Consider the following 20,544-nt stretch of genomic DNA (forward strand, 5'->3'; position numbering starts at 1 on the left):
ATCGCCTTACCGGCGCGCACCGTTCATGTTCTTGCCTGATAGGCGTTGCACCATCCCGCGCCGTTCACCTGCTTCGGGCCGAACAGCGCACACAGCGCGCTGGCGTCGGCTGGCTTGCCCTGGAAGAACTGGCAGTTCGAGCAGCGCTGGTTGTCGCTGTAATGGGGGTATTTCGAGCGATCGACGTGACTGGCGTCGGTCTTGTACCCGAGCGCCTGCGCAGCGGGATCGCTCTCCTGAAGTTGCGCGGGCGCGGCCCAGACAGCGCGTCCGGTGATCGCGAGCGCTGCGGCACCGATTGAACGGAGCATGAAGGTGCGTCGATGAGTTCGCATGATCGATGGCTCCTTCACGCAACGAGTACGCGTTCCGGCGGCGCCATGAATTCCGGCCCCACGGGATCCTTGACGAACTGCGCGAGAATCGCGTCGATCTGCGCGAACGCCTTCTCGTCGAGATGCCAGCCGAACACGTCGTCGATCCCGTCCAGTTGCGCAGGACGGCGTGCACCCCACAGCGCGATCGTCGGACCGCGGTCGAGCACCCAGCGCACGGCCAGCGCGAGCACCGACCTGTCGAAGTTATCGCGCGCGAACACGTTCAGTGCTTTCACCGCCGCGACATACTGCTCGCGACGCGGCTCGCGAAACTTCGGATCGCGCTGGCGCAGATCGTCGCCCTCGAAACGCGTCTCGACGCCGATGCGCCCCGCCAGCAGTCCGCGGCACAATGCCCCATAGGCCAGCGCGACGAGCCCATGCTGTTTCGCATACGGCAGCACGTCACGCTCGATATCGCGCTCGAACAGGTTGTACGGCGGCTGCGTGGCCGACAGTGGCGCCACACGGCGGAACGCATCCATTTGCGCCGGCGAGAAGTTGCTCACGCCCAGCGCGCGCACCTTGCCTTCCTTGCGCAGAGCGTCGAGCACCGCGGCGGTCTCTTCGATCGGCACCAGCGGATCGGGCCAGTGGACCTGATACAGGTCGATGTAATCTGTCCGCAAGCGCCGAAGCGTATCCTCTACTTCCTGACGAATGCGCTCTGGCGACGAATTGCGAAACACCGCGCCGTCGTGCCATTCCAATGCGACCTTGGTCGCGATGACCGCCTTGTGCCGATACCCGTCGGCCAGCGCCTTGCCGACAATCTCCTCCGAAGCGCCGAAGCCATACACCGGTGCCGTGTCGATCAGATTGACACCGCTGTCGAGCGCCCGGCGGATCACCGCGATCGAGTCTTTCTCGTCGGTGCCGCCCCACATCCATCCGCCGATCGCCCAGGTGCCAAGGCCGATGCGTGAGACGGGGGTCGTTAAACCTTCAATTGCGATTGTTTCAATAGTCATGTGAAGCTCTTTAATCAAAGCACTGCGTAAAGCACCGCATACGGGTCGAATGCAATCTGACTAACGGCGACGTGCCCATCGAACGGGCAGGCGAGCCGATTATTTCAGCGGCATCCGGCGATCACAAGAAGGCACCTGACGGTTTCATACTTTCCCCATGGAAACTAATTGCTACGACGGCGCTTGCGCGCACGACAACCCGCAAAAAAAAACCGATGACCTCGCGCGCAACATCATCGAGCAGATCGCGGACAAGTGGACGATCCTCGTCATCGACGCGCTCGGCACGCACGGCGAGATGCGCTTTTCGCGGCTGCGCGAAGTGGTGGAGGGCGTGAGCCAGAAAATGCTCACCAAGACATTGCGGCAACTCGAGCGTGACGGCCTCGTTACGCGCTACGTGCATCCGGTGATTCCGCCGCGAGTCGACTATCAGCTGACGCCATTGGGACGCAGCCTGCTCGACAAGATCTGCGGGATATGGGATTGGGTCGAAGCCCACATGAGTGAAATGGAATTGGCGCGCCGCGAGTTCGACCACGGCGAAAAGCGGATCGATCATCTACGTCCGCGTGATGTGCCCATCGCTTAGCGTAGTCGTAGCAAGAGGAGCTCGGCGCTCAGCATGAGCGTCGAGCTGTCAGCAAGGTCGTGAGAAATTGCCCATAATTGCGCGCACTGTTCGAGCAACCGTTGGGACGTTTCATGAAAGCCGCTTCTGCCGCACCGCAATCCCCGATCGCATTTCTGGCCGTCGCGTTGGCGTTCGCGATCAACATGATGGGCACTACGCTACCAACGTCGATCTATCGGTACTACGAGCTGCAATATGGTTTTACCCCGACCATCATCACGGTGATCTATGCGTCGTATGCAATCGGGGTGCTGGGTGCGCTGCTGCTGGTCGGCAACTGGTCCGATCAGCTAGGCCGTCGTCGCATGCTGCTGGCGGGACTGTGTGCGTCGGCCGCGTCGGCGCTGACATTCCTGCTCAGCGACGGGCTGGCGCTTCTGATGCTCGGCCGCCTGCTGTCGGGTATCTCCGCCGGCATCTTCACAGGAACCGCCACCGTCGCCGTGATCGAACTCGCGCCGCCTGCGTGGCGCAGCAAAGCGATGCTCGCGGCTACCGCCTCCAATATGCTGGGGCTGGGTTGCGGCCCGTTGCTAAGCGGCGTCCTCGTCGAACTGTTTCCCTTGCCGATGCGCTTGCCTTATGCGGCGCATCTCATGCTCGTCGGTGTCGCCGCACTGATCGTCCTTGGCGTGCCGGAGACCGCTGGGATTCCTTCGCGCGTGAAGCTCGGCGTCCAGAAAATTTCGCTTCCCGCCGAAGTACGCCCCGCGTTTATTCCTGCCGCGCTGGCAGGCTTTGCAGGCTTCGTCGTGGTGGGCTTCTTTGCGGCGGTCGCCCCTCAACTGATTCGCGGTGTACTCGGCTTTCACAGCGGCATCGTGACCGGCGCGATCGTGTTCCTGCTGTTCGCGTGCTCCGCCCTCGGACAGATCGTGCAGACGTTCATTACTGCCCGATGGAGGCAGGCGGCCGGCTGCGTTGGACTCGTCGTGGGGCTGATGTGTGTCGGCCTGTGCGTGCCGGCGCAATCGCTCGGGGCGCTTTTGCTCGGCACGGCCCTGGCGGGCATCGGGCAGGGCATCAGCTTCCGCGCCGGGTTGGGCGAGATCGCGGCGGCGGCGCCTGCGCAACGGCGAGCGGAAGTCACGTCCAGCTTTTTCGTCGTGCTTTATGTGGCGATCTCGCTACCCGTGATCGGCCTTGGTATCGCCGTGCAGATGTCCGACATTCAACGCGCGACGCTGCTCTTCGTCGGCTTGACGATAGTCCTCGTGCTTATTGCGTTGCTCCTGCTGATGCGTAAGCAAGCGGACACGGAGCAAGATGCCAGAGCGATCGGTGATTGATAGGCCATTCGCTCCGCTCATCGAGACGAGCTCTGCCTACGGCGATTATTTTGTCGATCTCGCCGGTGACGGCTTCGATTGCTCAATTCGCCCGGCTTGTCTTCCCGACGGAATTGCTGGCCGTCACCCGGCACTCGTCTATCTGATCGCGTCAATTATCAATCGTTGAAGTCAGTCGATGCCGACAGTGCCTTCCAGGTTTCGGTTTCCTGCGCGACATAGGCATTCTTGTCAGCGATGGCCTTCAGCGTATCGGTGCCAAGCGGCAGACGCAGTGGAGGCGTTTGCGCATCGACCAGTTCGATCATCGCCGCTGCGAGCTTGGCGGGATTTCCCGGTTGGTTGTGGTTCAGGTTGGCAGCGATCCGACGCACGTTGCCCGATGTCGCGCCATAGTCCGCAATGACCTCGCGTGCGACGACGAGCGATGACGTATCGAGGAAGTCAGTCCGGAAGTAACCCGGCTCGACGACCGTCGCGTGAATGCCGAGCGGCTTCAATTCGGCGTGCAATGCTTCGGTCAAGCCTTCGACCGCGAACTTCGTCGAACTGTACGCGCCGAATCCCGCCGCGGCCCGATAGCCGCCGATCGACGACATATTGATGACGTGACCGGCGCGCTGCGAGCGCATCGCCGGCAGAACGGCGCGCGTGACGGTCAGCAGCCCGAACACGTTGGTGTCGTACATGCGGCGCACGTCCGCGTCGGTGGACTCCTCGATCGCGCCGAGCAAACCGAATCCCGCGTTGTTGATGAGAACGTCGATACGGCCGAATTTTTCGAGCGCGGCCTGAACGGCGGCTTTCGCCTGCGCTTCGTCCGTGACGTCCAGCGCCACGGGCAGCAATGCCGGCGAGTCGCCGAGGCGCTCGACGATCGCCGCAACATTGCGGCCGGCGGCGACCACCGCATTGCCGTCAGCCAGGGCCGCCTCGGCGATCAGCGCGCCCAGGCCGCGCGATGCGCCCGTGATGAACCAGACACGCTTGAAGTTGTTCTTCGTGAGTTCAACCATGATGCTTCTCCTACGTTTGGGGTGGGTGTGAACGGATCATAGGAGTATTGATTCGCACGAACTAGGCGTAGATTGCTAGACTGATAATCAACTTTTATTTGCTAATGGGGGTGGCGGTGAACGAAGTTCGTGCGATCACCATATTCGTCCGGGCGGCGGAGCTCGGAAGCCTGCGCAAGGCGGCTGTGGATCAGGGCATTTCGCCGCAGGCCGCGAGCCACGCGGTGATGCAACTAGAAAAAGAGCTGGGCGTGCGGCTCTTCCATCGAACCACGCGCAAGCTGAGCTTGACCGAGGAGGGGCAGGGCCTGCTCGACAGCGTGAAGCCTGCGTTGGCCGTCCTCTCGTCTGCACTCGACGACGCGCGCCGATCGAAAGCCGAGATTGCGGGTCCGCTCCGGGTGAGCGCGCCAAGGGCGATAGGGCATCTGGTGCTGTGGCCTTACTTTCTGGAATTCGCTGAATTGCATCCGAACGTGCAACTCGACGACCACTTCACCGACCTGATCAACGATCGCGCCGATGTGGGCTTTCGCGGCGGGTCTCCGCCGTCGGGCGGCGCCATCGCGCGGCGGCTTTTGCCGATCCAGTTGATCGTCTGCGCGTCGCCCGCCTATATCGAGCGCCATGGCGCGCCGCGCACTATCGACGAACTCGACGCTCACCGCTGCACGGGATACCGGCGCGCGAACACGGGCAAGCAGGCCCCGTGGGAATTCCTGATCGGGGATGAAATCGTCTACCGCGACGTTGCGACGGCCCTATGCGTCAACGACACCGACGCCGAGACGGCGGCCGTGATCGCCGGACTCGGCATTGGTCAACTCGGCAGCTTTTCCGCCATCGCGCCGATCAGGAGCGGCCAACTGGTTCCGTTGCTGGTTCAGCATGTCACGCAGCGCGAGGCGGTCTATATCTACTATCGTCATCGAACCGAGCAGCCGCTGCGGGTGAGGACATTCATCGACTTCATGGTCGCGCGCCTGGCGGGGAACAGGAGTTTTTATTTCGAGCCGTCCGAACTTCGTGCGGCCCGTTGAATCTGCGAGCTTGCCGGCGTGCGCATGCTCCGAGAACGGATGGTCAACAACGGCTCTGAAGCTGGGCGATGTCCGGGTCGCGGGTACGTGAGCGGAAAGCAATCGCGGAAAGAATGACCGGAAGCTGGGCCGGTTTGGCGAAATGGTGATCGAAACCGGACCTGAGCGATACGGCCCTCTCGGTCTGCGACGACAACCCGGACACCGCGACAAGCAATGGTATGGGCTTGCCCCTGAGACCCCTGATTTTCCTGGCCACCTCTCGACCGTCGAGTCGAGGCATCTGAACGTCAAGAATAACCACTGCGGGAAACCACCGGCAGTACTCGGATAACGCATCGACTCCGTCTCGTGTGGCTCGAATTTCGTAGCCGTGAAGCTCGAAATACTGGACGTATGCGGCGAGCAGAGCAGGGTCGTCGTCTGCAATGAGTAGGTGGTGAGAGCGGACAGGCTTCATCGCCGTTTCTCCGGATCGTGTAGCGGACGAACGCAATTGGCGGACCCGGACCGATCGCACGGCGGATTTCCGCGTAACATGGACGTGGCATCACCGCGCAGTTCAAGGTTTTGCCACTATTCGAGGCGCACATGCGACTGGCTGACTTCATCCTGCGGAACATGGAAGCGATCCTGGCGCAATGGGAGGCTTTCGCCGGCACCCTGTTGCCAGCCGCGGCGAACATGGAATCCCCGGCGTTACGCGACCACGCGCAACAGATTCTCGAGGCAGTGGCGAAGGATCTGTCGACCGCCCAGACGAGGGAAGCACAACTTGAAAAATCACGGGGACGTGCGCCCCGAGTGACCGGTGAGGAGGAGGATGTCCGTATCGTTGTCGCCAATAGTGGAACTTCAATTGAGCCGTTAGACATGGAACAGATTTTTGAGCCTCTGAAACGCGGTGGGGGTCCTGCGGAAAGCTACGAGGAGGACAGCCACCTCGGTCTCGGACTGTATATCGTGCGCGAAATTGCGAAGGCTCACGGGGGCGAGATCGAACTGCGTTCCGGACAAGGCGAAACTGCGTTCGCCGTACGACTGCCGCGCACCAGGTAGCAATTCACTGTGTCGTTACCCAAATGCCTGGCGGCGAGCACGTAAATAACTCTTCTGTACTTGCGGGCGTGCCTGTCAATTGAACTCACGAGGCGTCGGCGCCACCTCGCTGATTTTTCCGCAGAGCCATGGTGCTAGCCCCGCATGGCCAGTTGAGCAACGGATTTGCACGATGGGCACAGCGCATGCTGAACAACGATCGGCAATGCGTTGCCATGCACGGCATTTCCGCCGTGCATCCGCCAGAGCGTCCGCTCTGAGAGCCGGACGCCCACCGTTGGGTGCGGGCAGCCATTCGGTTGCACCGCTGTCCGGGTTGATCCATGGTCGCATGCGATTCTGGACAGGTACAGGGACATAACAGGTCCACGTCTGCACCCGCACGGAGTTGCTTCTGCCAGTTACCGGAGAAACCTCATGTTCATCCATAACAAACGCCTGCAGTACACCGTGCGCGTCGCCGCGCCGAATCCGGGTCTTGCGAATCTGCTGCTGGAGCAGTTCGGTGGGCCGCAGGGCGAACTCGGTGCCGCCTGCCGGTACTTCACCCAGGCGGTCGGCGAAGATGATCCTGGCCGTAAGGATCTGTTGTTCGATATCGCAACCGAAGAGCTGAGCCATCTGGAAATCGTTGGCTCGATCGTCGCGATGCTGAACAAAAGTGCCAAGGGCCAACTGGCCGAAGCCGTGGAAGCGGAGGCGGAGCTCTATCGTTCGATGACGGGGGGAGGAAACGACTCCCACACGACGGCGCTGCTGTACGGTGGTGGCCCGGCCCTGACCAATTCGGCCGGCGTGCCCTGGTGCGCCTCCTATGTCGACACGATCGGCGATCCGACGGCCGATCTGCGCTCGAACATCGCGGCAGAAGCTCGTGCGAAGATCGTCTATGAACGCCTGATCAATGTCACCGACGATCCGGGCATCAAGGAAACACTCGGCTTTCTGATGACACGAGAAATCGCCCACCAGAAATCGTTCGAGAAGGCGTTGCATTCGATCCAGCCAAACTTTCCGCAGGGCAAGCTCCCTGGCGTGCCGCAATACACGAGTGTGTACTACAACATGTCGCGAGGCGACGATGCGCCGCGTGGGCCATGGAACGAAGGCCCGGATTGGGAGTTCGTCGAGTCTCCGGAGCCGGCCGTGGATGGTGGTGACGGCATGGCCACCGTCAACGTATCGCAACGCGACGTGAAGGTGTTGCAGGCCATGGCATCGAGAACGGCGTCGGATGTGGCTTCGGATCCGACGACAGGTGCGGACCTCGGCGCGGGTCAGACTGTCTGACGTTGTCGGCGAAGTCGCAGCCGTCCTGACGGCTGCGCCTTCCATTCCGTGGGCCTTGCCTCAGTCCGACGCCCGCTCATCTCGTCATGGAATGAAAAGGCGCGTCAGGAACTCGGCCGCCGGCCGGTGGCGTGTTGACATGCACCGCACGCATGAGTTGATTTTTTTAATGAATTGGTCAGACCGGACAAATTACGGTCGAATGGCGGGCGCTGCGCGCCGGACGTGGCTCCGACAACGGGGCCCGCCGCTCATTCGTTTAAAAAATCATGAAAGGAGAAACATGAAATACCTGCTTGCAAGCCTGACCATTGCGCTGCTGGCCATATCTTCCGGCAACGCGATCGCGAAGGAATGGTCGACCGTGCGGTTCGGTGTCGACGCGAGCTATCCGCCGTTCGAATCGAAATCCACCGATGGCAAGCTCGTTGGCTTCGACATCGACCTGGGCAACGAGATTTGCCGTCGTCTGAACGCAAAATGCGTGTGGGTCGAAAACGCGTTCGACGGGATGATTCCGGCGCTGAAGGGGCGCAAGTTCGACGGCGTGCTGTCGACAATGTCGATGACGCCGGCGCGTCAGGCGCAGATCGCATTTTCGTCGAAGGTGTTCCGTATCCCGACACGCCTCGTCGCGAAGAAGGGCTCGGCGATCACGCCGACGCCGGAAACGCTGAAGGGCAAGCGAATTGGCGTCGAGCAGGGCTCGATCCAGGAAACCTATGCGAAGACTTACTGGGAGCCGGTCGGCGCGGTGATCGTCTCTTACCAGGATCAGGATCTGGTTTACTCCGACCTGATCGCTGACCGCATCGACGCATCGCTGCAGAACGCCGTGCAGGCTGACGTCGGTTTCCTGCGCACGGCGCGAGGCAAGGATTTTGCGTTCGCCGGGAATGCGCTTTACGATGCAAAGACGCTCGGAAGCGGCACTGCTATCGGTTTGCGCAAGGAAGACACCGACCTGAAGGCGAAGATCGACAAGGCGATCGCCGACACACGCGCGGACGGCACATACGACCGGATCGCGAAAAAATATTTCGACTTTGACGTCTATGGCCAGTGAACGCGGCCACAACGCGTGGACGCGGCGGATCAGCGCGTTCAATGTCCGCTTAGGGACAATGTCACCCTAGTTCCCGCAAAGCTCGCATCTGGCCGGGTTGCTGCGGTCCCGGGCTTTTCGCTCCGGGTGCGCGGCAACCTTCAGCGAAGAATCTGCACTTTTGCCGCCACGCTGTCCCCACTTAAGCGAGCACCTGTCACGAAGTGTTGTCAACCAGTGCGGCACCGTACCGACGCCTCCTACGGATTCCGGCATCCTGAAGGTCTTGCACGCTGCGCGATACGACTGGTCGGCAGCGAAACGTTCGGATCGGCGCTACGTTGCTGTAGAAAGAAGGCCAACTTGTTCAGTACTTCGCTCGCATTCCTCTCGGACGGCCTGCTTGCCCTTTCCGGGTGGCAGATCCTGCTGGCTACGCTGATATCGACGCACGTCACGATTGTCAGTGTGACGGTCTACCTGCACCGGTGCCAGGCTCACCGCGCACTCGACCTGCATCCTCTCGTCAGCCATTTTTTCCGGTTCTGGCTGTGGATGACGACCGGCATGGTGACAGGCAAGTGGGCTGCGGTGCACCGCAAGCACCATGCGAAGTGCGAGACACAAGAAGATCCTCACAGCCCACAAATCAAGGGCATCTGGAAAGTACTGCTCGGCGGTGCCGAACTCTATCGCACTGAAGTGAATAACGAGGAAACACTGCGCAGATTCGGCCACAGCACGCCGGTCGACTGGATTGAGCGGAACGTCTATGCGAAGTATCCGAACCTCGGCATCAGCCTGCTGATCGTGATCGATGTTGCGTTGTTTGGAGTCGTTGGTGTGTCGGTGTGGGCCATCCAGATGATTTGGATTCCTTTCTGGGCTGGCGGCGTGGTCAACGGACTGGGGCATTTCTGGGGTTACCGCAACTTCGGCACTCCTGATGCGAGCACGAACGTGATTCCCATCGGCGTGCTGATCGGCGGCGAAGAACTGCACAACAATCACCACGCCTATGCGACATCCGCAAAGTTGTCGAACCGATGGTACGAGTTCGACATCGGTTGGATGTACATTTGCGTCCTTTCCGCGCTTGGGCTGGCCACGGTCAGGAAAGTGGCGCCGCGGCCGCATCTGGTCAAAGGCAAAGCGGAGATCGACGACGACACGCTGCAAGCTGTACTTCGAAACCGTTTCGAGGTGATGGCAAGCTATGCCCGAACGGCTGAGCGTGCCTTCCGGCAGGAACTGGTGCATGTGAAATACACGAGCCGCCGCGAGAAAGCCCTGCTTATGCGTGGCGTCAGGCACTGGTTTCGCGACGACGGGCAGGCAGGGCAAGCCAAGGCGTGCCAACCGGTGCCCAAAGGACTATACGAGCACGCCCCGACGCTTCGTGTCTACGTCGAATTGCGCGAGGATCTGTCGGCAATCTGGACGCGCTCGAATCTCTCTCGTGAACAGCTACTCTGCCAGTTGCAGGACTGGTGCCATCGTGCGGAACAAAGTCGCATCGACGCCCTGAGGCAATTTTCGCTACGTCTTCGTCTTTACGGTTGATAGCTGGGTTTAGATCGATCGCGGCCCGGCCGGCGATCTCCGTAGCGAAGCGGATTTCCCAGACTGGTACGCCACCGTACCGACTTCTGGTCACTGCGCGTGCACCGTCATTGCAAGGTCCTGGCGTGGCGCAGCCACCGGAAACGAAGCAATCTCTCGTGTCACGATCTCCCTCACCGATTTCTATTGCCATGCCCGGTCATTGCGCCACGGCGGCGCAACGGCTTGCCGGAAAGCATTTTTCAAGCACGCGCAAAAGCGTGCGAGGAACACATGATGTCAACTACCGATTCGACTCTGGAGGAGCCACAGGCATTCCTCCCACACCCCAGTGTCGCGGCTTACGCCGAGATATCCGGCATGGATGCCTATCGCGCGCTGGTTGCCGAGGCGGAGCGCGATTACACCGGATTCTGGGCCCGTCTCGCACGCGAAACGCTGCAATGGAAAACGCCGTTTTCCTCGATTCTCGATGAATCCCGCGCGCCGTTCTATGAATGGTTTAAAGACGGGACCCTAAATGCCTCGTACAACTGTCTCGACCGCCATGTCGAAGCGGGTAACGGGGATCATGTCGCCGTGATTTTCGAAGCCGACGACGGTACTGTGACGCATGTCACCTATCGCGCGTTGCTCGAAAAGGTGAGCCGCTTTGCCAACGCGCTGCGAACCCGCGGTGTGAAAAAAGGCGACCGCGTGGTGATCTATATGCCGATGTCGATCGAAGGCATCGTGGCCATGCAGGCCTGCGCCCGGATCGGCGCGACGCATTCAGTCGTGTTCGGCGGCTTTTCGTCGAAGTCGCTCAATGAACGGATTGTCAATGTGGGGGCGATTGCGCTCGTCACTTGCGATGAGCAGATGCGCGGCGGCAAGGCGTTGCCTCTGAAGAACATTGCAGATGAAGCCCTCGCGATGGGCGGCTGCGACGCGGTGAAGAGCGTGATCGTCTATCGGCGCACGGGCGGCAAGGTCGCGTGGCACGAAGGGCGCGACCTGTGGATGCATGATCTCACGCAAGCCGAGGCAGACGTTTGCGAGCCGGAATGGGTGGGCGCGGAGCATCCGCTCTTCATCCTTTATACCTCCGGTTCGACCGGCGTGCCGAAGGGCGTGCAGCACTCTACGGGTGGCTTCCTGATGTGGGCCGCGCAGACCATGAAGTGGACTTTCGACGCAAAACGTAGCGACGTGTTCTGGTGCACCGCCGACATCGGCTGGATCACCGGTCATAGCTATATTGCGTATGGTCCGATGGCAATCGGCGCGACCCAGGTCGTGTTCGAGGGCGTGCCGACGTGGCCGAACGCCGGCCGCTTCTGGGAGATGATCGCGAAACACCGGGTGACCGTGTTCTACACCGCACCGACCGCCATCCGCTCGCTGATCAAGCTGGCCGATTCCGACCCGAAGGTTCATCCGGACCGCTTCGACCTGTCGACGCTGCGTCTGCTCGGCACGGTCGGCGAGCCGATCAACCCGGCTGCGTGGACATGGTTCTATGAGCACGTCGGTCACGGCCATTGTCCTGTTATCGACACCTGGTGGCAAACCGAAACGGGCGGTCACATGATCGCGCCAATGCCGGGCGCCACGCCGCTCGTGCCGGGCTCATGCACGCTGCCGTTGCCGGGCATCATGGCCGCGGTGGTCGATGAGACCGGGCGCGATGTGCCGAACGGGCAGGGCGGCATCCTCGTCGTCAAACGTCCATGGCCTTCGATGCTGCGCAACGTATGGGGCGATCCGGACCGCTACACGAAGAGCTACTTTCCCGAAGAACTCGGCGGCAAGCTGTATCTCGCGGGTGACGGGGCGGTGCGTGACGAAGACACGGGCTACTTCACGATTACCGGTCGGATCGACGACGTGCTCAACGTATCGGGCCACCGGCTCGGCACCATGGAGATCGAATCGGCATTGGTCGCCAATCCGCTGGTTGCGGAGGCCGCTGTTGTCGGGCGCGCTGACGAGACTACCGGCGAAGTCGTCGTCGCGTTCGTGGTGTTGAAGGGCGAGCGGCCCGACCGGTGACGTGGCGATCAGAATCGCGAATGAGCTGCGCAACTGGGTCGGCAAGGAGATCGGGCCAATCGCGAAGCCCAAGGAAATCCGCTTCGGCGAGAATCTGCCGAAAACCCGTTCAGGGAAGATCATGCGCCGTTTGCTGCGTTCGCTTGCGGCCGGCGAAGAAATCACCCAGGACATATCTACGCTGGAAAATCCGGCGATTCTCGATCAGCTCGGGTGATAGCTCGCGAAAGTCGCGAGATCGCCGGAACGAACGTTTTACTCTTCAGGAGCAGGCCATGGCCAGCGCACCGATTCGAACCACACTAGCGAACCCGGCGCCACTGGGCCTCGCTGGCTTTGCATTGACGACGTGGCTGCTGAGCATGATCAACACCGGCTGGTTCTCGGGCGAGTCGATGGGTCTCGTGCTCGCCTGCGCGCTTGCCTACGGCGGGACCGCGCAGGCGATTGCCGGCGTGATGGAGTTGCCGCGCGGCAACACCTTCGGCGCGACGGCCTTTCTAAGCTACGGGGCTTTCTGGTGGTCATTCGCGCTCTTCGTGCTGTTTCTGCACGATAAAGTGCCGGCCGCTTTCGTTGGCTGGTATCTGTTTCTGTGGGGCGTGTTTACGTTTTATATGTGGCTGGCCACGTTTCGTTCGCCCCGCGCGCTGCAGGCTATCTTTCTGGCGCTGTGGATCACGTTCGGCTTGCTGGCGGGTGGCGAGTGGACGGGTTCGGCTCTCTTGCGAATGGCCGGTGGTTACATGGGACTTGTCACGGCGGCACTCGCGTTCTATCTGTCCGCAGCCGATGTGATCAACGAGGTGCACGGCCGGATAGTCATGCCGATTGGCGAGCCACGAGTCTTCAGCCGGCACGCCGTCGCGCTCTGACCGCTCGAACCGATGCTGAATCCGCAAGAGGCGAGAGTCAGCACCTCGCGCATGCAACCGGAGTTACCGAAAATGAAGGCACTGGTCTATCTCGGCCCAGGCAAGAAAGCGGTTGAAGACCGTCCCAAACCGGTCATCGACGCGGCCACCGACGCCATCGTCAGGATCAGCAAGACGACGATCTGCGGAACAGACCTGCACATTCTCAAGGGTGACGTCGCGACCTGCCAGCCGGGCCGGGTGCTCGGGCATGAAGGTACGGGCGTCATCGACGAGGTAGGGCCGGGCGTGACCACGTTCGGGCCGGGTGAGCGCGTTCTCATCTCATGCATTAGTGCTTGCGGCAAATGCGAGTATTGCCGCAAACAGATGTACTCCCATTGCGTGAGCGGCGGCTGGATTCTCGGCAACAAGATCGACGGCACGCAGGCCGAATTCGTCCGGATCCCGCATGCGGATACCAGTCTTTACCGCATTCCCGACAACGCCGACGAAGAAGCGCTCGTGATGCTGAGCGATATCCTGCCGACGGGATTCGAATGCGGCGTGCTCAATGGCAAGGTTGAACCGGGCAGTACGGTAGCCATCGTCGGTAGCGGGCCGATCGGACTCGCGGCGTTGCTCACGGCGCGCTTCTATTCGCCTGCCGAGATCATCATGGTCGATCTGGACGACAACCGGCTGGAGACCGCGAAGCGATTCGGTGCAACCGCGGTGATCAACAGCGCGGACGGCAACGCAGTGAATGCGATCATGACGCTCACGTCCGGGCGTGGCGTCGATACTGCCATCGAAGCGGTGGGCATACCCGCCACCTTTGAATTGTGCGAGGAGATCATCGCGCCGGGCGGCACGATTGCAAACGTCGGCGTGCATGGCGTGAAGGTGGACCTTCACATGGAGCACCTATGGGACCGCAATATCACGATCACCACGCGGCTGGTCGATACCGTGAGCACGCCGATGCTGCTGGAGACGTTGCGCTCCCGCAGGCTCGATCCCAAACTTCTGATCACCCATCGCTTCACATTCGAGCAGATCCTCGATGCGTATGAAACCTTTGCGCACGCGGCCGACACCCGCGCGCTCAAGGTGATCATCGCCGCCTAGCGCGCCGCGATGCATCGGTCGCCATTAGCGCGGCAGTTCATACATTGCCGCGGCGACGTCGGTGTGTGCGGGACCGGCGGTCTGCGCGACCGTGGTTTGCGTTTGCCGGCTCGGGACCAGCAACACGGGCAGGCTTGCACTGCGCACGACACGGTCGGCCACGCTGCCCAGGAACAGTCGCTTGAAACCTCGTCGCCCATGCGTGCCGAGCACCAGCAGGTCCGCATTGAATTCGTTGGCGGAAATGCGGATCCGTTCCGAAATGTCCTCGCCGATCGGCGCGACGTCGACGATTCGCGGTGTGCCGGCTACGTTCTCGTGCTTCATTCGCGCCAGTGCGTCGGCCAGCAGTTGCTCGCCCTCTTTAACAAAGGCATCGCGCAGGATTGTCGGGTCATAGCCGGAGGCGTCGTATGCCATCAATGCGTTGTCGACCACATAGAGTGGCTGCAACTGCGCGTCATTGGCGCGTGCGAGTTGCAGCGCGCTGTCGAACGCGTGTTCAGACGTCTCGCTACCGTCGATCGCTACCAGAATGCGTTTATACATGTCGGCCTCGAAGAATTCGTTCGTGTCCGTCGTATGTCGCGGTAGGGATAATCATGATGATGGGCTCCTTGACGAACGGTGTATTTCGCTGGGCTCGACTCGGATATCGACGGCGTGCCAGTCGATGGTAAACAGCACAGTGAATAGCCCACCTTGCGCTCAATAGCGGTGTAATGCAATGAACAGATCACCTGAATTGCCGCGATGCGGTACGGCAGCGTACCGACTTCGGTCGGTCCTGCGCGCACCGTGGAATGGAAGGGTTCGCATTGCCTCGACGGTGCCATTTCATCGGCTCCTTCGTCCCGCTGTGGTACCGCTGAAGTCAGCGCGCGCGGATTTTCTTAAAGGTCTTCGGTATGAAATACAAAGACTACTACGAAGTGCTGGGATTGCCGCGCAGTGCGACGCAGGACGACATCAAGCGTACGTATCGCAAGCTCGCCCGCAAGTATCATCCGGACTTGAGCAAACTCGACGATGCGGAGCCGCGCTTCAAGGAGGTAGGCGAGGCGTATGGCGTGCTCAAAGATACGGAGAAGCGTGCGGCCTACGACCGGCTGGGGGACCAGTGGCGCAATGGTCAGGACTTCGAGCCGCCGCCACGATGGGACGAAGGGTTCGAATTCAGCGGCGCCGACAACAGCGGTGCGGAGGATGCACGCTTCAGTGAATTTTTCGACGCGCTATTTCGTGGCCAGGATGCCGGTGGTGATCGTAAGTCGACCAGGCAGGCGCGACATACTGCCGGCGCCGGTCACGCACGCGCGACGGACCAGGAGTTGGAAGATGCTTATGCCGGTGTCGGTTTCTCGGTTCCGGGTCAGGATCACCACGCCAAAGTGGTGATCGATCTGGAGGATACCTATCGTGGAGCGCAGCGCACGATTTCGCTGGAGACGCCGGTGCTCGAAGCAAGCGGACATGTCGTGCTGAAATCGCGCACGCTCGATGTCTCCATTCCGAAGGGCGTGCACGGTGGGCAGCATCTGCGGCTGGCCGGCCAAGGGGGCGCCGGTTTCGGAGAGGGGCGTGCCGGAGACCTGTACCTGGAAATCACGTTGCGCCAGCATGCACATTTCCGTGTCGACGGCCGCGATGTGACGATCATCGTGCCGGTTGCGCCTTGGGAAGCGGCACTGGGCGCACGCGTTACCGTGCCGACGCCTGACGGAGCCGTCGAAATAACCGTGCCCAAAGATTCTGGCGGCGGCCAACGCTTGCGCCTGAAAGGCAAGGGAATCCCCGCGAGCGGTCCGGCCGGTACATCGGGTGATCTCTATGCGCAATTGAACATCGTCCTGCCGTCGGCTGACAGTGAGCCGGCACGCGCGGCTTACGAGGCACTACGACAGGCCTGCGAATTCGACCCGCGCGCGCATTTCTCAGGTGATCCATCATGAACGAATCGCGCACGGGCTGGCTCGAATGCCTGATCGTCGAGGAAGAGATCGAGTTCACGCTACACGAATTGTGCCGGGTGTCCGGCGCTTCTGAGAATGAGATATTCGATTGGATCGAGCAAGGCGCGATCGAGCCGAAACGCGTCAGCGAGGACGACGGCCCGCACTTCGACGGCGCCTCGTTGCGACGTGCCCGCAAGGCCCGTCATCTTGCGCGGGATCTCGAGATCAACGCTGCGGGTATCGCGCTCGCACTCGATCTGCTGGATGAAATCGAAGCCTTGCGAGCGCAGTATACGAGGCGATAGTACGGCTCCCTCATGTGAACCATGCGAGCCCCATCGCTACGACCGTAGCCGCCATCACGCCTGTCGCCACCCAGCCAAGGATGCGTAGAGCTGGCGGCAGCGTGAAGCCGGACATGATGCGGGTACGCATCGAGAGATGCATCATGACGATCATCACGGGCACCGCGACAACACCGTTGAGGACGGCGCTCCAATAGAGCGCTTTGACCGGATCGATCGACGTGAAGTTCAGACCGGCGCCGACTGCCGTCGCGGCGGCAATCACGCCGTAGAACGCCTTCGCCTGCGAGGGAAGCCGCGCGAGGCCCACCCGCCACGCGAACAATTCGCCCACCGCATAGGCACCCGAGCCGGCCAGCACAGGCAGCGTCAACAAACCGGTGCCGATGATGCCGGCGGCGAACACAAAGAACGTGAATGGACCTGCTATGCCACGCAGCGCCTCAGCCGCCTGCGCCGAAGTCTGAATATCGAAGAGCCCGTGCGCGTGCAAGGTCGTCGCCGTCGTCACGACGATGAAGAACGCGATCACATTCGAAAGTGCCATGCCGAGGTACGTGTCGACGCGGATCCGCGCGAACTCGGCAGGCGCTTCCCACGGTGCGTGGGTCAACGGATGCGCGCCGGGTCGCTCCTTTTCGTCTTCGACTTCCTGCTCTGCCTGCCAGAAAAACAGATAGGGGCTGATCGTCGTACCCATGACAGCGACGATGGCGACGAGATAATCCGGTTTGATGGATAGCGACGGCAATAGTACGGCCCAGCCGACCTGATCCCACGGCACTTTAACGACAAAGGCGCAGATCACGTAGCTGAACAACGACAGGCACAGCCATTTCAGAACCGACACATAGCGTGCATAGCGCGTGAATACTTCCAGCACGACCGACAGCAGCCCGAAACCGCAAACGTAGAGCAGGACAGGACCGGAGATCAGCAGCTTGAGCGCAGCGCCCATCGCGCCCAGGTCCGCACCCAGGTTGATGGTGTTCGCGATGAGCAGCAATCCGACCAGGCTGGTCGACAACCAGCGCGGATAGTGCTCGCGCAGATTGCCGGCGATGCCGCTTCCGGTGATGCACCCGATGCGCGCGCTGATCTCCTGGATCGCGGCCATCAACGGATAGCTGAACAGGAGTGTCCAGGCGAGGCCATAGCCGAATTGCGCACCGACCTGGGAATACGTTGCGATACCGCTCGGATCGTCGTCCGATGCGCCGGTGATGAGGCCGGGGCCCATCACCTGTAGCAGCTTTGGACGAGTCGGCTGTTTGACCGGATCGTGGGTGAGCGTGTCCATGAGCGGGGCGCTCCTCGTGGCGGGCGAGTCGGTATCGGACTCTCAGGCAGTATCGGGTGCGGTGGACCCGGCGTTACGGTGGTCGTCGAAGACCGCGATTCCGACGTCATAGGGAGCCATGCGAGTGGTCCTTGAAAAGGTGAGAGGTATGCAGGCTGCTGCGCCGTGCACAACGAGCTTTGGAAGTGCGGCCCTGTGCTATTTCAGATTGTTGAGTTCGGCACGCGCGAGCGTCTCGACCGATTCCCATGCGACATCTTCACGTTCGAAGAAAGTGTCGAGTTTGATCAGTTCCTTGCCCTTTGCCGCGCCTTTCCGAACGATACACACGCTCGCCACCCAGCCATCGGCGACATGATCTTTGACCGTCATGTAGGCGTCGTGTGTCCTGCTTGAAATGATTCTGTCTGCCATGGTGCCGCCTGTCTGATTGAACGACAGCCACGCTGGTCGCCGTCGCTGCCGGGTTAAGCTTGAGGTTCGTCGATAACTGTCGGCGCTGCTACATCCCGAACTTGTGTTCCGCAATGTATCTGTCGCCATATGCGAGTGCAGCCGCATAGCCTTCCTCGCTGGTTGCAAAGACGCCGACGTCATAGTGCTGGTCGGCGGAAGGAAGGCAACCTTCCACAGCATGCCGAAGATGAAAATTGAAGGTGCCGTCCTGCAGTTCCATGCATTCGGGGGTGAATGTATGAATACGGGCCTGATACAACTTCTGGATGTTTTGCCTCATGACCTGCTCCTGCCTTATATGCCTTTGAATACAACGGACTAGCGACTCCTCGGTCATCGCTGGGCGACGATAGTAGACACGCTACGCGCACGCGCGGGAGAAAGCGGTACGACAACGTACAGACGCCCGTCCATGTTCAAACGCACAATCCGCGCCGGTCTCGCGAGATTCTTTGGATGTCGGCGGGCACTGATCCGCCAAGGCTTGCGGCAATCATCAGACGTGGGCTAAACCTTCATTTCGTTGAACTCCGGCTCAATACGCGTCCGGCAGCGCCTTTTTTGGCGACGTACAAGTGGAACCAACGATTGCCGTTCAGCCGAGCGGTTAGGTCGAGAAGGCCGAGCATGGCAATCGTTTCGAAGGTCGTGCAATCCGCATGCACGGCGTCTCGCACCGTGAATTCATGCCAGGACACGGATCGGCGCGTGACTTCGACGCGACTTATAATCTTTTTTGCGTATTAGCCAGATCTCGAGTAACGCGAAGATTACCGCATCGTGACGCGCTGCGGCACAAGCCGCAAAGGTGTTGGAGCATTCCTCCTTCTATCCATATTCACCCGTCAGGAAATCGTCGGCGAAAGCGGCGCGGTTCCGGGCGAGCTGCGGAGAGTGTGAAATGTCTCAAGATCACCGTCAAAACGAAAATCATCTGATGGCCGTGTTGCCTGACCTGGAGTGGGAGCGTCTGGCGCCGCATCTGTCGCTCGTGGAGATGCCGCTTGGCAACGTCGTCTATGAATCCGGCGATCGCCTCAGTTACGTTTATTTCCCAACCACCTGCATTGTGTCGCTGCTGTATGTGATGGAGGACGGGGCGTCCGCCGAAATCGCGATCGTCGGCAACGAAGGGCTCATCGGCGTCGCGCTTTTCATGGGTGGTGAAACCACGCCGAGCCGCGCGGTCGTACAAAGCGCGGGGCAGGCATATCGCCTGGACGCTCAAATCCTGAAAGAGGAGTTTCATCGTGCAGGGCCTGTCCAGCGCCTTTTGCTGCGCTATACCCAGGCATTGATCACGCAGATGGCGCAGACCGCTGTATGTAATCGTCACCATTCGATCGACCAGCAGCTGTGCAGGTGGCTGCTGCTCAGCATCGACCGCCTCTCGTCGAACGAACTGAAGATGACGCAGGAACTGATCGCCAATATGCTGGGCGTGCGCCGCTCCGGCGTAACCGAGGCCGCACTGAAACTGCAAGATGCAGGTTTGATTCGGTACAGCCATGGACACATCGAGGTATTGGATCGGCCGGGGCTAGAAAAGCGTGTGTGCGAATGTTACGGCGTAGTGAAGCGCGAATTCGATCGGTTGCTGCCGGCTTTGAAAGCGCTATAAAAAACGGTGTGAGCGCGTGCTGGCGCGAATTCAATTCAGTGTGAACGGAGAGCGAATTGGACGATCCTTTCAACCTTCAGCGCTTTGTCGACGCTCAGGATCCGCTGTACGCGCAGGTCTGTGACGAACTGCGCAACGGGCGTAAGCGCAGCCATTGGATGTGGTTCGTGTTTCCGCAGATCCAGGGGCTTGGAACGAGTTCGATGGCGCAGCGGTTCGCGATTTCGTCGTTGGCCGAGGCCGATGCTTATCTGCGCCACCCGCTTCTGGGCGAACGGCTGAGGCAATCGACGCAACTGGTCAACGTTGTCGATGGTCGTTCAATCGAGGAAATTTTCGGGTATCCGGATTACCTGAAGTTTCACTCGTCGATGACGCTATTCGAGCGCGCGGCGATCGATAAAGAGCCCTTTGCGCAAGCGCTCGGCAAGTATTTCCATGGCCGAGGCGATCCTCTAACGTTAGAGCGCCTCTAGCGGGCACCTGCCGGCGCAGCGCAATTGCTGCGCCCTGCATTGATTCAACTTCCCCCCCATCGACCACCTTTCAGGCGAACAGTAAGCCTTGTCCAGGACGCTTCGCGAGCGTACAAAGTAGCGAACGC

The 20,544-nt window shown here is 60.8% G+C and carries 21 protein-coding genes and 1 pseudogene; 14 read left to right on the forward strand and 8 right to left on the reverse strand.

Features of this window, described 5'->3' with window-relative positions; genetic code table 11:
- Positions 1 to 23 precede the first annotated feature (23 nt).
- A complete protein-coding gene (locus B0G74_RS09355) occupies positions 24 to 335 on the reverse strand; it encodes a high-potential iron-sulfur protein (RefSeq protein ID WP_132374538.1) in 312 nt (103 codons plus the stop codon).
- Between the two features lie 14 nt (positions 336 to 349).
- Complete coding sequence (locus B0G74_RS09360; RefSeq protein WP_132374539.1) at positions 350 to 1,348, reverse strand: aldo/keto reductase; 999 nt, start codon at positions 1,346 to 1,348, stop codon at positions 350 to 352.
- A gap of 157 nt (positions 1,349 to 1,505) precedes the next feature.
- Here B0G74_RS09360 and B0G74_RS09365 point away from each other — a divergent pair, with 157 nt between their 5' ends.
- The gene (locus tag B0G74_RS09365) at positions 1,506 to 1,940 is read left to right on the forward strand and encodes a helix-turn-helix domain-containing protein (protein WP_132374540.1); all 435 of its coding nucleotides are present in this window, start codon (positions 1,506 to 1,508) and stop codon (positions 1,938 to 1,940) included.
- Positions 1,941 to 2,053: 113 nt separating this feature from the next.
- Positions 2,054 to 3,271 carry an MFS transporter gene (locus tag B0G74_RS09370; RefSeq protein WP_132374541.1) on the forward strand — a complete coding sequence of 406 codons (1,218 nt, stop codon included), beginning with the start codon at positions 2,054 to 2,056 and terminating at the stop codon, positions 3,269 to 3,271.
- Between the two features lie 158 nt (positions 3,272 to 3,429).
- On the opposite strand, the gene B0G74_RS09375 is transcribed toward B0G74_RS09370, so the two are convergent.
- Positions 3,430 to 4,287 carry an oxidoreductase gene (locus tag B0G74_RS09375; protein WP_132374542.1) on the reverse strand — a complete coding sequence of 286 codons (858 nt, stop codon included), beginning with the start codon at positions 4,285 to 4,287 and terminating at the stop codon, positions 3,430 to 3,432.
- A gap of 116 nt (positions 4,288 to 4,403) precedes the next feature.
- Here B0G74_RS09375 and B0G74_RS09380 point away from each other — a divergent pair, with 116 nt between their 5' ends.
- The gene (locus B0G74_RS09380) at positions 4,404 to 5,327 is read left to right on the forward strand and encodes a LysR family transcriptional regulator (protein ID WP_132374543.1); all 924 of its coding nucleotides are present in this window, start codon (positions 4,404 to 4,406) and stop codon (positions 5,325 to 5,327) included.
- A gap of 43 nt (positions 5,328 to 5,370) precedes the next feature.
- Here B0G74_RS09380 and B0G74_RS09385 read toward each other — a convergent pair whose 3' ends face one another.
- Positions 5,371 to 5,787 (reverse strand): response regulator, encoded by a 417-nt coding sequence (locus B0G74_RS09385; protein WP_132374544.1) that lies wholly within the window; start codon positions 5,785 to 5,787, stop codon positions 5,371 to 5,373.
- A gap of 131 nt (positions 5,788 to 5,918) precedes the next feature.
- Here B0G74_RS09385 and B0G74_RS09390 point away from each other — a divergent pair, with 131 nt between their 5' ends.
- The 7 genes and pseudogenes from B0G74_RS09390 (at position 5,919) to B0G74_RS09420 (ending at position 14,303) form a co-directional block, all read left to right on the forward strand.
- Complete coding sequence (locus B0G74_RS09390) at positions 5,919 to 6,386, forward strand: sensor histidine kinase (protein ID WP_132374545.1); 468 nt, start codon at positions 5,919 to 5,921, stop codon at positions 6,384 to 6,386.
- Positions 6,387 to 6,803: 417 nt separating this feature from the next.
- A complete protein-coding gene (locus tag B0G74_RS09395; RefSeq protein WP_132374546.1) occupies positions 6,804 to 7,676 on the forward strand; it encodes a manganese catalase family protein in 873 nt (290 codons plus the stop codon).
- Positions 7,677 to 7,959: 283 nt separating this feature from the next.
- A complete protein-coding gene (locus B0G74_RS09400; RefSeq protein WP_132374547.1) occupies positions 7,960 to 8,742 on the forward strand; it encodes an ABC transporter substrate-binding protein in 783 nt (260 codons plus the stop codon).
- A 342-nt stretch (positions 8,743 to 9,084) separates the two neighbouring features.
- The gene (locus B0G74_RS09405) at positions 9,085 to 10,284 is read left to right on the forward strand and encodes a fatty acid desaturase (RefSeq protein ID WP_132374548.1); all 1,200 of its coding nucleotides are present in this window, start codon (positions 9,085 to 9,087) and stop codon (positions 10,282 to 10,284) included.
- Positions 10,285 to 10,560: 276 nt separating this feature from the next.
- Positions 10,561 to 12,535: pseudogene (acs, locus tag B0G74_RS09410) on the forward strand (acetate--CoA ligase).
- A 58-nt stretch (positions 12,536 to 12,593) separates the two neighbouring features.
- Positions 12,594 to 13,193, forward strand: coding sequence for an acetate uptake transporter family protein (locus B0G74_RS09415; protein WP_132374549.1), 600 nt, complete (start codon positions 12,594 to 12,596; stop codon positions 13,191 to 13,193).
- A 72-nt stretch (positions 13,194 to 13,265) separates the two neighbouring features.
- Positions 13,266 to 14,303 (forward strand): zinc-dependent alcohol dehydrogenase family protein, encoded by a 1,038-nt coding sequence (locus B0G74_RS09420; protein ID WP_132374550.1) that lies wholly within the window; start codon positions 13,266 to 13,268, stop codon positions 14,301 to 14,303.
- A 24-nt stretch (positions 14,304 to 14,327) separates the two neighbouring features.
- On the opposite strand, the gene B0G74_RS09425 is transcribed toward B0G74_RS09420, so the two are convergent.
- Complete coding sequence (locus tag B0G74_RS09425) at positions 14,328 to 14,852, reverse strand: universal stress protein (protein ID WP_132374551.1); 525 nt, start codon at positions 14,850 to 14,852, stop codon at positions 14,328 to 14,330.
- A 359-nt stretch (positions 14,853 to 15,211) separates the two neighbouring features.
- Here B0G74_RS09425 and B0G74_RS09430 point away from each other — a divergent pair, with 359 nt between their 5' ends.
- The gene (locus B0G74_RS09430) at positions 15,212 to 16,255 is read left to right on the forward strand and encodes a DnaJ C-terminal domain-containing protein (RefSeq protein WP_132374552.1); all 1,044 of its coding nucleotides are present in this window, start codon (positions 15,212 to 15,214) and stop codon (positions 16,253 to 16,255) included.
- Complete coding sequence (locus B0G74_RS09435) at positions 16,252 to 16,563, forward strand: chaperone modulator CbpM (RefSeq protein WP_132374553.1); 312 nt, start codon at positions 16,252 to 16,254, stop codon at positions 16,561 to 16,563. The genes B0G74_RS09430 and B0G74_RS09435 overlap by 4 nt, the downstream gene beginning before the upstream one ends.
- Before the next feature lie 10 nt (positions 16,564 to 16,573).
- On the opposite strand, the gene B0G74_RS09440 is transcribed toward B0G74_RS09435, so the two are convergent.
- The 3 genes from B0G74_RS09440 to B0G74_RS09450 form a co-directional block, all read right to left on the reverse strand.
- Positions 16,574 to 17,863 (reverse strand): divalent metal cation transporter, encoded by a 1,290-nt coding sequence (locus B0G74_RS09440; protein WP_132374554.1) that lies wholly within the window; start codon positions 17,861 to 17,863, stop codon positions 16,574 to 16,576.
- A gap of 198 nt (positions 17,864 to 18,061) precedes the next feature.
- Entirely contained in the window at positions 18,062 to 18,277 is a 216-nt protein-coding gene (locus B0G74_RS09445; protein WP_132374555.1) for a hypothetical protein, read from the reverse strand.
- Positions 18,278 to 18,365: 88 nt separating this feature from the next.
- Entirely contained in the window at positions 18,366 to 18,599 is a 234-nt protein-coding gene (locus B0G74_RS09450) for a hypothetical protein (protein WP_132374556.1), read from the reverse strand.
- Positions 18,600 to 19,220: 621 nt separating this feature from the next.
- On the opposite strand from B0G74_RS09450, the gene B0G74_RS09455 reads away from it, so the two are divergent.
- Complete coding sequence (locus B0G74_RS09455) at positions 19,221 to 19,940, forward strand: Crp/Fnr family transcriptional regulator (protein WP_132374557.1); 720 nt, start codon at positions 19,221 to 19,223, stop codon at positions 19,938 to 19,940.
- A 56-nt stretch (positions 19,941 to 19,996) separates the two neighbouring features.
- On the forward strand, positions 19,997 to 20,416 hold the full coding sequence (locus B0G74_RS09460) for a DUF1810 domain-containing protein (RefSeq protein WP_132374558.1): 420 nt from the start codon (positions 19,997 to 19,999) through the stop codon (positions 20,414 to 20,416).
- Positions 20,417 to 20,544 lie beyond the last annotated feature (128 nt).

Source organism: Paraburkholderia sp. BL9I2N2, assembly GCF_004339745.1.
Taxonomy (GTDB): domain Bacteria; phylum Pseudomonadota; class Gammaproteobacteria; order Burkholderiales; family Burkholderiaceae; genus Paraburkholderia.

Excerpts from the sequence above, each read along its gene's own strand:
- B0G74_RS09435 (WP_132374553.1), top strand. The coding sequence starts at position 16,252 with ATGAACGAATCGCGCACGGGCTGGCTCGAATGCCTGATCGTCGAGGAA.
- B0G74_RS09355 (WP_132374538.1), bottom strand. The coding sequence starts at position 335 with ATGCGAACTCATCGACGCACCTTCATGCTCCGTTCAATCGGTGCCGCA.
- B0G74_RS09450 (WP_132374556.1), bottom strand. The coding sequence starts at position 18,599 with ATGAGGCAAAACATCCAGAAGTTGTATCAGGCCCGTATTCATACATTC.
- B0G74_RS09385 (WP_132374544.1), bottom strand. The coding sequence starts at position 5,787 with ATGAAGCCTGTCCGCTCTCACCACCTACTCATTGCAGACGACGACCCT.
- B0G74_RS09395 (WP_132374546.1), top strand. The coding sequence starts at position 6,804 with ATGTTCATCCATAACAAACGCCTGCAGTACACCGTGCGCGTCGCCGCG.
- B0G74_RS09440 (WP_132374554.1), bottom strand. The coding sequence starts at position 17,863 with ATGGACACGCTCACCCACGATCCGGTCAAACAGCCGACTCGTCCAAAG.
- B0G74_RS09365 (WP_132374540.1), top strand. The coding sequence starts at position 1,506 with ATGGAAACTAATTGCTACGACGGCGCTTGCGCGCACGACAACCCGCAA.
- B0G74_RS09445 (WP_132374555.1), bottom strand. The coding sequence starts at position 18,277 with ATGGCAGACAGAATCATTTCAAGCAGGACACACGACGCCTACATGACG.
- B0G74_RS09430 (WP_132374552.1), top strand. The coding sequence starts at position 15,212 with ATGAAATACAAAGACTACTACGAAGTGCTGGGATTGCCGCGCAGTGCG.
- B0G74_RS09375 (WP_132374542.1), bottom strand. The coding sequence starts at position 4,287 with ATGGTTGAACTCACGAAGAACAACTTCAAGCGTGTCTGGTTCATCACG.
- B0G74_RS09400 (WP_132374547.1), top strand. The coding sequence starts at position 7,960 with ATGAAATACCTGCTTGCAAGCCTGACCATTGCGCTGCTGGCCATATCT.
- B0G74_RS09455 (WP_132374557.1), top strand. The coding sequence starts at position 19,221 with ATGTCTCAAGATCACCGTCAAAACGAAAATCATCTGATGGCCGTGTTG.
- B0G74_RS09425 (WP_132374551.1), bottom strand. The coding sequence starts at position 14,852 with ATGTATAAACGCATTCTGGTAGCGATCGACGGTAGCGAGACGTCTGAA.
- B0G74_RS09390 (WP_132374545.1), top strand. The coding sequence starts at position 5,919 with ATGCGACTGGCTGACTTCATCCTGCGGAACATGGAAGCGATCCTGGCG.
- B0G74_RS09420 (WP_132374550.1), top strand. The coding sequence starts at position 13,266 with ATGAAGGCACTGGTCTATCTCGGCCCAGGCAAGAAAGCGGTTGAAGAC.
- B0G74_RS09360 (WP_132374539.1), bottom strand. The coding sequence starts at position 1,348 with ATGACTATTGAAACAATCGCAATTGAAGGTTTAACGACCCCCGTCTCA.
- B0G74_RS09415 (WP_132374549.1), top strand. The coding sequence starts at position 12,594 with ATGGCCAGCGCACCGATTCGAACCACACTAGCGAACCCGGCGCCACTG.
- B0G74_RS09370 (WP_132374541.1), top strand. The coding sequence starts at position 2,054 with ATGAAAGCCGCTTCTGCCGCACCGCAATCCCCGATCGCATTTCTGGCC.